Origin of the sequence: Hydrotalea flava (assembly GCF_001623405.1) — a bacterium.
Taxonomy (GTDB): Bacteria; Bacteroidota; Bacteroidia; order Chitinophagales; family Chitinophagaceae; genus Hydrotalea; species Hydrotalea flava.
In genome coordinates this window covers 14,791-27,923 of sequence record NZ_LUHG01000037.1, presented here as the reverse complement: position 1 = coordinate 27,923, position 13,133 = coordinate 14,791, and the positions used below count along the sequence as shown (strand labels likewise).

The following is a 13,133-nucleotide window of genomic DNA, read 5'->3' as shown; positions in this document are numbered from 1 at the left end:
ACAATTGATGAAGTAAGAGAAGTAACCCAGGTATGGGTTGACGATTACAATACTACACGGCCTCATGATGCGCTGGGTGGGATATCGCCAAAAATGTATAGAGAAAAAAATCAACAATCTATTGGGCTTCGTTACGCTTCGGCTACGCCTTCGCTTCACTACGCCCAATAGATTGCACTAACACAATTGAAATGAAAAATTATTCTACTTTTGAACTGTACTAAAAATGGGGAGCCTACAACCCCTGCCACTCATTTTTGGCATGATGCAGTGCATCTTATTGTCCTTTCGAAAGTTTATTTTCTTTTTCTTTAATTAAAGAAGAATTGAATGTTTCAACAAATGCCTGATGTAAGACATCTAATTTATCGAAATGTTTTTTTTCTTCATACAAAAATTTACTTAAAGTTACAAATAGAAAGCTGTTTTGCAGCAAAGAAAATGATGGTAACAGACGCAATGCAACTATTAATTTTTTCTTTTGTTGTACAGTTTAGACGGCCATCCTCAGTCCAATAAAATAATGGTAGCCTACAAATTACTACGATTGAATTTTCATTTCAATTCCGATATGGTACGATTAAAAGAGATTGAAAATGAGACTTTTAGGGATCATATGTTGTTTCCTGTTTTCAGCGTTGGAACACCCTAATAATTTTTTCCAATAATTTGCTATAATTCAGCCTGCGCATCATCCATTTTTAGTAGCATTGACTTTATATGTTTAGATTCAGGTAGTGTATAAGTTATCTGATACATACTGTGGGTTAATTCAGCAGCTTTTTTGAGCGATAAATTAGATTTCTCTTTAGTGAGTATTCTTTCTAATTCTTTGTAAATGGTATAAGCTGTAAATGCAATGCAGATGTGTGCTTCAATACGGTGTTTAGCCTGTGATAGATAGGGTGTATACTTCAATCTGTCTTTGATATCCTAAAGGCTCTTTCAATGTGCCATAGGTTCTTATAATTTTCAATGACCTGCTTATCGGATATTTTGGCATTGGTGGTGTATCCTTTTAAACCATCCCAGACTTTATCCTGATGAAACTTTTGATAATCAATAGCTATAGATATATCGCCTTCTAATTTTAAGTATTTGTTGTAGCCTTTGTTGTTGATGTTTTCATTTTCTGTTGTATTGATGCATGAAAATAACTTTCATGACAACATAAGTAATTGGACATGCTGCTACTCATGTACGGCTATCACAAAAAAATGATTCTTTTAAAAGTAGTGAAAACCTACAGTCATAAAAAAGCCATCCTTGGCAAGATGGCCTTTTTTATATATGGGTTGATCTGTGCAGTGTTATTCACCACCACCGTCAATCCGAACGGGATAGCTGTAAGAATCGCCATAGCCGGGATAAATACCATCGAAACGAACGGTACCGCTATTGCTGGCGCTGGAAAGGGCTGCTTTTAAATCATCTAAGGTTTTTACTTCAATACCATTTACGGCAGTAATCACAAATCCTTCCTGTATGCGTGATTTTTGAATGGCGCCACCGGGCTGTATTTTCTTTACTACTACACCACCATTCAGGTTATTGGCATCGGCGGTCTTCTTATCTACATTCGCCAGATCGGCTCCCAAACGATCCATTACATTGGCTACCTTCACTACATCGGTGTTACCTGCTTTGTTTTTAAGGGTAACGTTCACGGTTTTCTGTTCGCCGTTTCTGATATAACCCAGTGTAATTTTATCACCCGGTTTGTAACGGGCAATTTGTTCAACCATTTCAGGTCCTGTGGTAACGGCCACCCCATTAATGTTGGTAATAATATCGCCTTTTTTAATGCCTGCCTCAGCAGCGGCACCACCGGCGGGTACATCCAATACATAAATACCATTGGTTACATCTTTAATACCGGCTTGTTTCTTCTCTTCATCACTCAAACCATCTTTGGGATAAGATATACCCAAAAATGCACGTTGTACGGTTCCGTATTTAATAATATCGTTCACCACTTTTTTTACAATGTTCACCGGAATAGCATAAGAGTATCCTGCATAAGAACCGGTAGGAGAGGCAATGGCAGAATTAATACCAATTAATTCACCACGGGTATTGATTAATGCACCGCCACTGTTGCCGGGGTTCACTGCAGCATCGGTTTGGATAAATGATTCAATAGGTGTATTGCTTTGACGGGCATTGATATCAATGTTTCTGGCTTTTGCACTGATAATGCCTGCAGTAACCGTTACATCTAAATTCAAAGGATATCCAATAGCCAATACCCATTGACCTAATTTGGCTTCATCACTATTGCCATATACCAGATAAGGTAATCCTTTGGCATCAATTTTTATCACTGCTAAATCGCTGCTGGGGTCGGTTCCTACCACTGTGGCTTTATAGGTTTTTCTGTTGGGCAGGGTAATGTTGATTTCATCGGCACCATCTACCACATGGTTATTGGTAACAATATAGCCATCTTCACTAATAATAACCCCACTGCCGCTGGCTCTTTGTTCCGGAATAATTCTGGGCCCCATGCTGCCGCCAAATAAATCTCCAAACATATTGTCGCCAAAAAAATCACTTAAAGGATCACTGCGTTTGGGTAAGTTATTGCTTACCTGCTTGGCCTTGGTTCTGGTTTTAATATGTACTACTGCCGGTGTAGCTGCAGCACAAGCTTGCGTAAAGTTGAAGCTGTTATCAGCTGCGCCCGTATTGTTGTTAAAAAAACCGGCATAGTTTACGGGTAATTTACCGGGTTCCTGCATTCCTGCATACCTGTATTCCTGATAACGGCCAAAGCCCCATACACTTAATAAAGCGGTTGCAGCACTAATGGCAACAATCGCTAACGCGTTTTTAAGTTTCATAGTATATACATTAATAAATGTGAAAAATTAAACTTCTATTGCAAAGTAACGAAGCAGTTTGAATACTGTTTGTTAGTAAAAATCCATTTAACAAATGTTTTACGATGCTTGTCGTATTTGCTGTTAGTGAACTCAAAAAAATTATAAAACGCTTTGGTTAACATGGTTGTAATTAGCAATGTTGTTTAAAAATAATAAGGTGTCTTCTCCATCGGCATAATCGTTCAGTGCCGGTTGTTGCGCATTTCCGAAAGGTATATCTTTTTTGCTAACAATGCATTGTACATCGTTGTTTCGTTGCAATGTTTTTTTCAATTCCTGTGCATTGCTGTAATAACCGTAGTGTATTTGTGCAATGGGAGAGAAGAGCGTTTCTTTTTCTACCAGCAGCACCGATTCATTCGTCATATAATACTGATTGCTCATAATTAATACAGCCAGTTGGTAATCATAATTGTGTTTGTATTTATGAAAATCCATATAATAATCGTATTGCTTCAAGGCTTGCAGCAGAGGGATGAAATCATAATTTTCCGGAACATAAATTTTGGTAACATTTCTGCATCCCAAACCAAAATACAATTGAATGTCTGAGGCCAGGGCAGCAAGTTCCTCTTTTGTTTCCTCACCGGTTAACAGTGCTACAGAGGTTCTGTTGCGGCGTATAATGTGCGGATATTTTCCAAAATAATCGTCAAAATACCGGCTACTGTTATTGCTGCCTGTGGCAATATAGGCATCGCAGCCTTTTAATTGTGGCGCAATAGTGATGCTATCTTTCAGTGAAGGCTCAAAGAAAAATAATTTTTGTATCAGGTGGGTGATCAGTACTTCATCTTTTGAAGAAGGTTTAATAATGGCATTGTGCCCGCTGATGCATACACATAAAAAATCATGAAACCCAACCAGTGGAATATTACCGGCCATTACAATGCCAATATTTTTGGGGGTTGTATTGTGTTGGGCAATATCGTATTGCTGTACCCAGGCGGCTAATTTATCTTCCTGTAAAAAAGCGGTACAAATATTTTCAATGGCTGTATCAATAAACTCGGGTAAAAACCAGGGATTTTTTTGAGCTGCCTGTTGTTTTATGGTCTGCCATACCGTCCCATTTTCCTGTATATATGCCCCTAATTTGCTGAATGCGATAATTCTTTGTGCTAAATCCATTTGTTGAATTGCTTTTGCGTTTAAATTTGTTACATCTTTCAAAAATTCAAAATTACACTTATGGCCATTAAAATTACGGATGAATGTATTAATTGCGGCGCTTGCGAGCCCGAATGTCCCAATAATGCTATTTACGAAGGTGGTGTTGAATGGGCAATTGCCGATGGAACAACTGTAAAAGGTACCTATACTTTAATGGATGGCACAACAGTAGATGCAGAACAACGTTTTGCACCCATCTCAACCGACACGTATTATATTGTTCCTAATAAATGTACAGAGTGCCAAGGCTTTCATGAAGAGCCGCAATGTGCTTCTGTTTGTCCGGTAGACTGTTGCGTGCCCGATGAAATGTATCAGGAAACTGTTGAAGGGTTACTGGCTAAAAAAGAGCGTTTGCATATTTAACATTTGTACCTGTTTTTTATAGAAAAAATTTGTTTTTTTCTGCAAAAGAATATTAACTTTATAAGGTCAATCAAATGCTACTGAAAAGTAACATTCTGTAACGGTGGGTGATATTTCCCGCCAGCGTGAGGTGAAGAAGCTATAGGTTTCTTCACTTTTTTTTAGGCCTGTTGATTTCCTGTATGTTGCTATTTTAAAAACTACATTCCTTTCTGTGCATGGAATACTTACTATATTTGGAGCATTCATCTGCCTTGCTTTTTTGTTGAAATTTTGTAGTGTGTATGCATCAACAAAATCCGATGTCTTATTGCAGATGTGAAAAAAATGATAGAATATGAAAAAAAAAATTGCATTGGTAACGGGGGGCTATAGTCGCGAGTCAGAAATTAGTTATAAAAGTGCAAAAACCATTGAAGCGCATGTAAATCGGCAACTGTATGATGTTTTTGTAATTGATATTTCAGCATCGGGTTGGTGGTGTATGCAGCCGGATGGAACCAAACTGCCTGTAAACAAAGCAGATTTTACCATTGAAGCAGCCGGTACAATAATTTCTTTTGATGCGGTTTTATTTTGCATACATGGCACACCGGGTGAAGACGGTAAACTGCAGGGATATTTTGATATACTGAATTTGCCGTATACCAGTTGCGATGCCGCAACATCAGCCATTACCTTTAATAAACGGTATACCGTTGCTGTAGTAGCATTCAGTGGCATTTCGGTTGCCAAAAGCATGCATGTATTTCATCATACACCGGTAACTGCAACTGAAATTTTGCAAACCATACAATTGCCTGTGTTTATTAAACCCAATAATGGGGGTAGTAGCATTGGTATGAGTAAAGTGAATGATGCAGCCGAATTAATGCCGGCACTTGAAAAAGCGTTTAAAGAAGATACACAAGTATTGGTGGAAGAATATATAGCCGGCAGGGAATTTACCATTGGTGTATTTAAAACCGGGGGTAATATTATCGTATTGCCCATTACAGAGGTGATGACCGAAAAAGATTTTTTTGATTTTGAAGCAAAATACCAGGGAAAAAGCAAAGAAATTACGCCGGCCATTATACCTGCCGAATGGCAAAACAAATTAGAAGCAGCAGCAAGAAAGGTTTATGAAGTTTTGAATTGCCGCGGCATTGTACGGATGGATTTTATTTGGAATGAAGCCAGGCAAACGCCTTATTTGTTAGAAGTGAATACAATACCCGGACAAAGTGAAGCGAGTATTGTACCCCAGCAAGTTAAAGCAATGGGGTGGAGCTTGCAGGAATTTTATACCCGATTAATTGAGGAGGCTTTTAACAAATACTAAATGGCTTTTACCCTTCAAATCAATTATTTTCACCGAACCAACTAAAAATATCGTGTTTAAATTTATTACACATAAACCGCTTTGGGTTAATATTCTGGCTGCCATTGGCATTGTATTGGTTGCGCTATTTGTTTTTATTGAGATGTTATCTTTTATTACTCAGCACAATGTTACAGAAAAAGTACCTGCTGTAGTTGGGCAAAATATTCAAGCTGCTACTCAGGCATTAACTGCCAAGGGTTTTCGTATTCAAGTAATTGATTCAGTATATGATAATACCATCGGTGCTTTAGCGGTAGCCAAACAAAGCCCCGATGCCGATGCATTGGTGAAAAGGGGACGAACTATTTATTTAACCGTTAATAGGGCAGCTGCGCCGGAGGTAACCATGCCCAATTTAATTGGCTTTTCCATCAAAAGCGCCCAAATGTATTTGCAAACCCTGGGCTTAAAAATGGGTGATACCACCTATAAACCCGATATTGCTCGCAATGCAGTTTTAGAGCAGCGCTATAATGGTAGTAGTATTAAACCCGGCACCAAATTGCCCGTGGGCAGCGTTATTAGTTTTGTGTTAGGCAGCGGTATTGGCAGTGGTGAATACCAGGTGCCCGATTTAATTGGACTCACTTTGGCACAGGCACGTAACCAGTTGAATGCTTTAAATATTAATATTGGTTCAATTGTACCCATGGATAATGTGTCTGATACATTGAATGCTTTTATTGTGAAACAAATTCCGGAAGTATTTACCGAAGTATCACCGGGTGTTAAAGTGCACAACGTCATTCATCAGGGGCAAGTGGTAGATGTTTTTGTGAGTAGTACCCCGCCTCCTGCAAGAGACTCAGCCTTGCGTTACTAAAAATATTATTTAATTTGTAAAATTACTTATATATGAAAGTACTGACGGTCGATGAATTAAAATTGAAAATGGAAAATGGGGAATCGGTAAATCTGATTGATGTGCGGGAACCGCATGAAAATGCAGAATTTAATATTGGTGGAATTTTGCTGCCTTTAGGCAAAGTGCAAACCATGCAAATTGAAGCGATTGAAGATTTAAAAGAGGAACCTATTATTGTGTATTGCAGAAGTGGCAACAGAAGCATGCAGGCTGCCATGATATTAGAGCAATTGGGTTTTAGTGATGTTACTAATTTAGCCGGTGGTATGCTGGCATGGGAAGATAAATTTGGCCGATAAAAAAGAGGTTAGCTGATGAACCGGCTAACCTTCTTTGTTGAATTTGTGTACAATCTTTATAAAGAAATATTCACAGCCATCATAAAATTAGTGCCGGCCATGGGGAAATAATTATTATCGGTGTACAACTGATTGTTGCTGATGTAACTATAGGTATAACCGTTGGGCTGATATAATTTATTGAATACATTATTCACCTGCAGAATAAAATTCCATTCCTTAAATACTACATTCTTTACAGTATAACTGGTGCGAACGGTTTCAGTAAAAAAGCCGGGCAAACTTCTGTTTTCGGTTTGGGTATTATCCATATACTGTTTGCTTACATATTTGCTTAACAAACTAAGGGTAATATTTTTTGCAGGAATAATATTGATGGTAGCACCGCCAATAATATCGGGTGAAAAAGAAATATCCGTATTGCTGTGCTGCACAGCATTTTGCCCACCGGTATCATAATTGTCGATATACTCCGTAAAACTTTTTATTTTATTTCTGCTAAAGCTGGCATTGGCCTGTACATTTAGCCATTGGTTAAATATGTAAGCGCCCTGTAATTCAATACCCATTCTATAGCTGTTCGGTACATTGATACGCGTATATGCACCTACATCATTAATAACACCCGTTAATACTAATTGGTTTTTGTACAGCATGCAATACAGATTAGCACTATAGTTAAAGCGGCTGTTTTTCCGTGCAACGCCTAATTCAAAATCGTGAAGCGTTTCAGCAACGGGCTGGTTTTGTAAACTGGCCTGAAAATCATCTCTGTTGGGTTCTTTATTTCCTAATGCATAACTGAAATAAGCCTGCCAGCTATTGTGGCTGTAAGTAATACCTGCTTTCGGATTCACGAAGTGAAAAGTACGGTTTACATCTAAATTGCCATTTCCTTCAAAGCCCTGCATGTTGTGGGTAACGGTACGGTATTGTACATCGGCAAAACTATACCAGTACTTTGCAAAATTGTGTTGCCATTTGGTATACACATTTACATCGGTTTTTACGGCAGGATAATAGTAGTATTGATAATTAGGCGTTGTTAAACCATATTGAGCCCAAATAACATTACCAAAATGGTTGCCTTCATACCGGGTCCATCCACCACCAATAGTGAGTTCATCTTTGGTGTTTTTGTATTGTAGTGAGGCAATTTGCCCATAAAAATGGTTGCTTAACCAACGGCGGCGAATTAAATCGGTTGAATCTAATATCGTATTGCCAATGGTAAAAGGCATTAAACCATAGTCGGTAAAATTTTGAGCCGCTTTGTATTCCTCATAATAACCTCTGCCAAATGTCATGAATAAAGCGGTATTAAAGCTCCATTGGTGATTAATTTCCTGATTTAGGAATAGTTGATAATGATCTTGCTGATAATTATCTGTTTGATTATCATAAGGTGTTCCGGGTTTCTCGGTTCCTGCGGGATTATAAGTTCTGTCTTTTGCCAGCAGGGTATCGGGTACGCCGTACCAAGCCTGATAAGTTTTTTCTTTTCCGGAGAAAATATTAAAACGAATGGAAGTTTTTTTGTTGATATAAGCGGTAGAAAGCGCAAATGATTGCAGCAGTGAGCTGGCACGGTCAATATATCCATCGCTGCTGATTTTGCTCAAACGGGCATCAACGGTAAAGTGTCCGTTCAGCAAACCACTCCCAACTTTTAATGTATTTTTCCAGGAGTTGAAAGAGCCATAACTATTATTGACTTCAGCATAAGGCTTTTCATGAAATTCGTTGGTAGAAAGGTTGATGGTAGCGCCAAATGCGCCAGTGCCGTTGGAGGAAGTACCTACGCCACGCTGAATTTGAATGCTATTGAGCGATGAAGCAAAATCAGGTAAATCCACCCAATAAGTACCCTGGCTTTCTGCATCATTATAAGGAATACCATTAAGGGTAACATTTATTCTCGTAGCATCCGTACCTCTGATGTGGATATCGGTATAGCCAATGCCATTGCCGGCATCTGAGTTTACAAACACAGAAGGGGTTTGGTTGAGGAGGAATGGAATATCCTGTCCCAGATTGGTTTTGGCAATTTCCTGTTCATTGATATTGGTAACTGCAAATGGCGCTTTACTGCCTGCGCGGATGGCCTTCACTTCTAAAGGCTGTAGGAATAATGGAATGTTGGTTAAAGTAATCTCTAACTTTTGTCCTTCCTGAGGTATTTGAATGGTACGCTTGTACACTTCAAATCCAATGCTGTTTACAACAACGGTAGTATTGCCGGTTATCAGGTTCATGAAAATAAAATGGCCATCATCACCGGTAATGGTGGTTCTGTTTTGCGTTGTAATAGCAGCACCTGCAACGGGTTTTTTGGTTTGTGCATCTACTACTACACCCGAAAGAAAAGGATGTTTTTTTGTCTGGCTAAAGCTGTTAACGTAACAAAGCAAAAATGCCAGCGTTCCCAAAAAGAATTTCATTTTTTTTGATTAAATGGTTAAAAAATTTGGGAACAGGGAGCTGTGCTAATGGAGAGGCTGACTAAAATAAGCAGTACACCTTCCCTTCGCAGGAATTACCCTGTTCAGGTTCAACGGGTATTATCTCAGCCGGATGTTGTTGATGTGTTAACCCATCAAGGCAATCCAGCACCCCGAGGAAAATCTGCCGCAAAATTAATGCGTAAAAATTTAAAAGGGTGTAACTTTTTTTGCAGTGCTGCGTTTCAATGTAAAAACTAACTTTTTTGTTTCATTTCTTTAAACAAATAACAATGAAAAAAATAATGTTGATGCTGGTAACCCTTCTGTCGCTTTCTTTTGTAAAAGGGCAGGAAGTTAAAAATTTGGTGTATGATGCCAATGCCGAAGTACGGAAGGTGGGCAATTTTTCCGGATTAGATGTTTCCGGTGCTGTTACGGTGTACCTTTCACAAGGTAATACTAATGCCGTTGCCATTAGTGCCGATGAGGGCGATAAAGCAAAAATTATCACTGAAGTAAAAAATGGTGTATTGCACATTTATACGGAAAGTGGTTTTTGGAACAAATGGAATTGGAGCGATAAAAAAATTAAAGCTTATGTAACAGTTACTGATTTAAATAAAATTGTGCTTTCAGGAGCCAGCCAGTTGAATATTGTTGATCAATTAAAAGGAAATGCTTTAAAATTAAAAGCAACCGGTGCCAGTTATGTAAAAGGCAGTTTTAATGTAGCTGAATTATCCATTAACTTAAGCGGAGCATCCAATGCAACAATGAAAGGACAGGTAGGAACTTTAAATGTAGATGTTAGCGGCGCCAGTGTAATAAAAGGTTATGATTTAACCGTAGCCAACTGCGATGTATCTGCTTCCGGCGCATCGAATGTTCGTGTAAATGTAGAAAAAACTTTTACCCGATTAGAAGCCAGTGGTGCCAGCAGTATACGATATAAAGGCAACCCCGTTATTCAAAATATTCAGTCGAGCGGCGCATCTTCCATTAAAAAAGAAGACTAATGTTAAATTAGTTTTGGCAGTTCGCCTCGCTAACCTTACTTTTGCAACTCATTAAATCGCGAGGTAGAGCAGCGGTAGCTCGTCGGGCTCATAACCCGAAGGTCGGAGGTTCGATTCCCCCCCTCGCAACTAAAACTTTAAAAGCCTCAATTCGTGAGGCTTTTAGTTTTTAAACACAGTTATCATCATGAAAGCGGGATTTGTAGGTATTTTTGGGAAACCCAATGCAGGTAAAAGCACATTACTCAACACCTTATTGGGCGAGAAGCTGGCTATTGTTTCTTCAAAAGTGCAAACCACACGCCATCGTATCAAAGGGTTTTTAAGCAAACCTGGCGAATACCAAATTGTATTTTCAGATACACCAGGGATCATTGAAGCCAAATACAAATTGCACGAAAAAATGATGGGTGCAGTGAAAAGTGCATTGGAAGATGCGGATGTGGCCATTTTATTAGCAGATGTTACCGACGATTTGGAAAGTTGCGATGCTCTGTTTCAATCGCTGCATTTAAAAGTGCCCGTTATTGTGGTGTTGAATAAAAAAGATAAGGTGGGCAAAGAAGTGTTGCAAAATGCCATTCATTTCTTTGAATCAAAACCTTATGCTAAAAAAGTGTTGGCCATTGCAGCATTGCAGCAGCAAAAAACCGATGAACTGGTCAATTCAATCGTTGATTTTTTGCCTGAAGGAGCACCTTTTTATCCCGAAGATGAATTAAGTGATTTACCCACCCGTTTTTTTGTGAGTGAATTAATCCGGGAAAAAATTTATACTTTGTTTGAAGAGGAAATACCTTACCATGTGGCGGTACTGGTAAACGAGTTTAAAGAAAAAGAACACCTCATTAAAATACAGGCCGATATTATTGTAAACAGAGATACCCAGAAATCGATCATCATTGGGCATCAGGGCAATAAAATAAAAGAAATTGGAACTTTGGCCAGAAAAGATATAGAGGCCTTCTTAGGTAGGAAGGTATTTTTAGAATTATTTGTAAAAGTGCGGCCAAAATGGCGGGATAATGATTTGTTTTTGAAAGAATTTGGCTACCATTAAAAATTTAACCATCTGTAAAAAATGTGAATTATGGGCTATACAGTAGCAATTGTAGGCAGACCAAATGTGGGGAAAAGTACACTGTTTAACCGTTTATTAGAACAGCGCAAAGCTATTGTAGATGATATTAGCGGCGTAACCCGCGACCGGCAATATGGTATTTCTGAATGGGCCGGCAAAACCTTTAATGTAATTGATACCGGCGGTTTTGTGCCCGATTCGCAGGATGTATTTGAAAAAGAAATTCGTAAGCAGGTGCAAATTGCCATTCAGGAAGCCGATGCCATTGTTTTTATGGTAGATGTTGCCGTGGGCATTACCGATTTAGATGATGCCATGGCGCATTTGCTGCGGCAGGCAAAAAAACCGGTGTTTCTGGCTGTGAATAAAGTTGATAATGGGCAGCGCGAATTAGAAGCCGCCGAATTTTATCGTCTGGGTTTTGATACCATTTATACCATCAGCAGTATCAGTGGAACGGGTACCGGCGAATTATTAGATGCTATTGTGGCCAATATACCTGAAGTGCTTGATGAAAAGGAAACAACAGAAAAAACAATTCCCAAATTAGCCATTATAGGACAGCCGAATGTGGGTAAATCTTCATTACTGAATGCTTTGCTGGGTGAAGAAAGAACCATTGTAAGTGATGTTGCCGGAACCACCCGTGATACCATTCATACTCATTACAACTTATTCAATAAAGAATGTATATTAATTGATACCGCAGGTATTCGGAAAAAAAACAGCGAGAAAAACGATTTAGAATTTTATTCTGTAATCCGTGCCATTAAAGCCATGGATGAAGCCGATGTTTGTTTGATTGTAATTGATGCACAAAAGGGCATTACTGCTCAGGATGTAGCCTTATTTAGTTTGGCTACCCGTAAAGGAAAAGGTGTGGTAGTAGTGGTTAATAAATGGGATTTGATGGAAAAAATCACCAATACTGCCCGTGATTATGAGAAAAAATTAAAAGAAAAAATTGCGCCATTTACCGATGTGCCCGTTTTGTTTATTTCAGCATTGGAAAAAACAAGGTTACTAAAAGTGCTGGAAGCCGGTATGGTGGTATTTGAAAGTAAGCAACAAAAAATTGCTACATCCAAACTAAATGAAGTAATGCTAAAAGCGGTTGAAGCCTACCATGCACCAGTAGTGCGGGGGCATACTGTAAAAATAAAGTATGTAACCCAGTTGCCAACTCATGTGCCTTCTTTTGCTTTTTTTACTAATTTCCCGGATGATATTAAAATGCCGTACAAAAATTATCTGGAAAATCAGCTCCGTACACACTTTAATTTTAAGGGCGTACCCATTAGAATTTTCTTTCGGAAAAAATAAATAACAAAAAATATCGTTAAATTTTGTGTATTTTAAGCGTGAAGCCTATATTTGCGCAAATTTTAAAATTTTAAAAAAACAAGTACAATGAAAAAATTATTAGCTCTTTTAGCAATCGCAGGTTTTGTAGCTTGCAACAGCGGTGAAAACAAAGAAGCAAAAGCAGATTCTACAGCAACAACTGCTCCTGCTATGGACACAACCATGAAACATGACAGCATGCCAGCTATGGATACTGCTAAAAAAGCAATGGACACTACTAAAAAAATGTAGTTCTTATCTTTTGCAGATATTGAAGAAACCCTCCGGATTCAT

Annotated in this window: 12 protein-coding genes, 1 tRNA gene, 1 pseudogene and 1 riboswitch; of the genes and pseudogenes, 10 read left to right on the top strand and 4 right to left on the bottom strand. The window is 38.6% G+C overall.

The features are described 5' to 3' along the window. A pseudogene (locus tag A0F92_RS16015) lies at nucleotides 1–99 on the top strand (integrase core domain-containing protein); the annotation flags it as partial. Between the two features lie 573 nt (nucleotides 100–672). On the opposite strand, the gene A0F92_RS01770 reads toward A0F92_RS16015, so the two are convergent. From A0F92_RS01770 to A0F92_RS01760, 3 genes are all read right to left on the bottom strand, one after another. Then, the gene (locus tag A0F92_RS01770) at nucleotides 673–918 is read right to left on the bottom strand and encodes a hypothetical protein (RefSeq protein WP_167516735.1); all 246 of its coding nucleotides are present in this window, start codon (nucleotides 916–918) and stop codon (nucleotides 673–675) included. A gap of 392 nt (nucleotides 919–1,310) precedes the next feature. Continuing rightward, on the bottom strand, nucleotides 1,311–2,843 hold the full coding sequence (locus tag A0F92_RS01765) for a trypsin-like peptidase domain-containing protein (protein WP_068241067.1): 1,533 nt from the start codon (nucleotides 2,841–2,843) through the stop codon (nucleotides 1,311–1,313). A 141-nt stretch (nucleotides 2,844–2,984) separates the two neighbouring features. Beyond that, nucleotides 2,985–4,058: an acyl-CoA reductase gene (locus A0F92_RS01760; protein ID WP_253810047.1), complete on the bottom strand. Its 1,074-nt coding sequence runs from the start codon at nucleotides 4,056–4,058 to the stop codon at nucleotides 2,985–2,987. A gap of 18 nt (nucleotides 4,059–4,076) precedes the next feature. Between A0F92_RS01760 and A0F92_RS01755 the strand changes: the two genes are divergently transcribed. From A0F92_RS01755 to A0F92_RS01740, 4 genes are all read left to right on the top strand, one after another. Continuing rightward, entirely contained in the window at nucleotides 4,077–4,424 is a 348-nt protein-coding gene (locus A0F92_RS01755; RefSeq protein WP_068241065.1) for a 4Fe-4S dicluster domain-containing protein, read from the top strand. 337 nt (nucleotides 4,425–4,761) lie between these two features. Then, on the top strand, nucleotides 4,762–5,748 hold the full coding sequence (locus tag A0F92_RS01750; protein WP_068241063.1) for a D-alanine--D-alanine ligase: 987 nt from the start codon (nucleotides 4,762–4,764) through the stop codon (nucleotides 5,746–5,748). Between the two features lie 52 nt (nucleotides 5,749–5,800). Continuing rightward, complete coding sequence (locus A0F92_RS01745) at nucleotides 5,801–6,613, top strand: PASTA domain-containing protein (RefSeq protein ID WP_068241072.1); 813 nt, start codon at nucleotides 5,801–5,803, stop codon at nucleotides 6,611–6,613. A gap of 32 nt (nucleotides 6,614–6,645) precedes the next feature. After that, a complete protein-coding gene (locus tag A0F92_RS01740; protein ID WP_068241061.1) occupies nucleotides 6,646–6,954 on the top strand; it encodes a rhodanese-like domain-containing protein in 309 nt (102 codons plus the stop codon). A gap of 56 nt (nucleotides 6,955–7,010) precedes the next feature. Here the strand turns inward: A0F92_RS01740 and A0F92_RS01735 are convergent, their stop codons facing one another. Beyond that, nucleotides 7,011–9,395, bottom strand: a complete 2,385-nt coding sequence (locus A0F92_RS01735; RefSeq protein ID WP_068241059.1) for a TonB-dependent receptor — start codon at nucleotides 9,393–9,395, stop codon at nucleotides 7,011–7,013. A 64-nt stretch (nucleotides 9,396–9,459) separates the two neighbouring features. Continuing rightward, a riboswitch (TPP riboswitch) is annotated at nucleotides 9,460–9,581 on the bottom strand. Nucleotides 9,582–9,688: 107 nt separating this feature from the next. On the opposite strand from A0F92_RS01735, the gene A0F92_RS01730 reads away from it, so the two are divergent. From A0F92_RS01730 to A0F92_RS01710, 5 genes are all read left to right on the top strand, one after another. Then, nucleotides 9,689–10,414 carry a head GIN domain-containing protein gene (locus A0F92_RS01730; RefSeq protein ID WP_068241057.1) on the top strand — a complete coding sequence of 242 codons (726 nt, stop codon included), beginning with the start codon at nucleotides 9,689–9,691 and terminating at the stop codon, nucleotides 10,412–10,414. A gap of 57 nt (nucleotides 10,415–10,471) precedes the next feature. Beyond that, nucleotides 10,472–10,543: transfer RNA gene (locus A0F92_RS01725), tRNA-Met, on the top strand. A 58-nt stretch (nucleotides 10,544–10,601) separates the two neighbouring features. Then, the gene (gene era, locus A0F92_RS01720; protein ID WP_068241055.1) at nucleotides 10,602–11,474 is read left to right on the top strand and encodes a GTPase Era; all 873 of its coding nucleotides are present in this window, start codon (nucleotides 10,602–10,604) and stop codon (nucleotides 11,472–11,474) included. 30 nt (nucleotides 11,475–11,504) lie between these two features. Further along, nucleotides 11,505–12,818 carry a ribosome biogenesis GTPase Der gene (gene der / locus A0F92_RS01715; RefSeq protein ID WP_068241053.1) on the top strand — a complete coding sequence of 438 codons (1,314 nt, stop codon included), beginning with the start codon at nucleotides 11,505–11,507 and terminating at the stop codon, nucleotides 12,816–12,818. Nucleotides 12,819–12,905: 87 nt separating this feature from the next. After that, nucleotides 12,906–13,091 carry a hypothetical protein gene (locus tag A0F92_RS01710; RefSeq protein WP_068241051.1) on the top strand — a complete coding sequence of 62 codons (186 nt, stop codon included), beginning with the start codon at nucleotides 12,906–12,908 and terminating at the stop codon, nucleotides 13,089–13,091. Nucleotides 13,092–13,133: the final 42 nt, after the last annotated feature.

Excerpts from the sequence above, each read along its gene's own strand:
- A0F92_RS01755 (WP_068241065.1), top strand. The coding sequence starts at position 4,077 with ATGGCCATTAAAATTACGGATGAATGTATTAATTGCGGCGCTTGCGAG.
- era (WP_068241055.1), top strand. The coding sequence starts at position 10,602 with ATGAAAGCGGGATTTGTAGGTATTTTTGGGAAACCCAATGCAGGTAAA.
- A0F92_RS01730 (WP_068241057.1), top strand. The coding sequence starts at position 9,689 with ATGAAAAAAATAATGTTGATGCTGGTAACCCTTCTGTCGCTTTCTTTT.
- A0F92_RS01765 (WP_068241067.1), bottom strand. The coding sequence starts at position 2,843 with ATGAAACTTAAAAACGCGTTAGCGATTGTTGCCATTAGTGCTGCAACC.
- der (WP_068241053.1), top strand. The coding sequence starts at position 11,505 with ATGGGCTATACAGTAGCAATTGTAGGCAGACCAAATGTGGGGAAAAGT.
- A0F92_RS01740 (WP_068241061.1), top strand. The coding sequence starts at position 6,646 with ATGAAAGTACTGACGGTCGATGAATTAAAATTGAAAATGGAAAATGGG.
- A0F92_RS01710 (WP_068241051.1), top strand. The coding sequence starts at position 12,906 with ATGAAAAAATTATTAGCTCTTTTAGCAATCGCAGGTTTTGTAGCTTGC.
- A0F92_RS01735 (WP_068241059.1), bottom strand. The coding sequence starts at position 9,395 with ATGAAATTCTTTTTGGGAACGCTGGCATTTTTGCTTTGTTACGTTAAC.
- A0F92_RS01750 (WP_068241063.1), top strand. The coding sequence starts at position 4,762 with ATGAAAAAAAAAATTGCATTGGTAACGGGGGGCTATAGTCGCGAGTCA.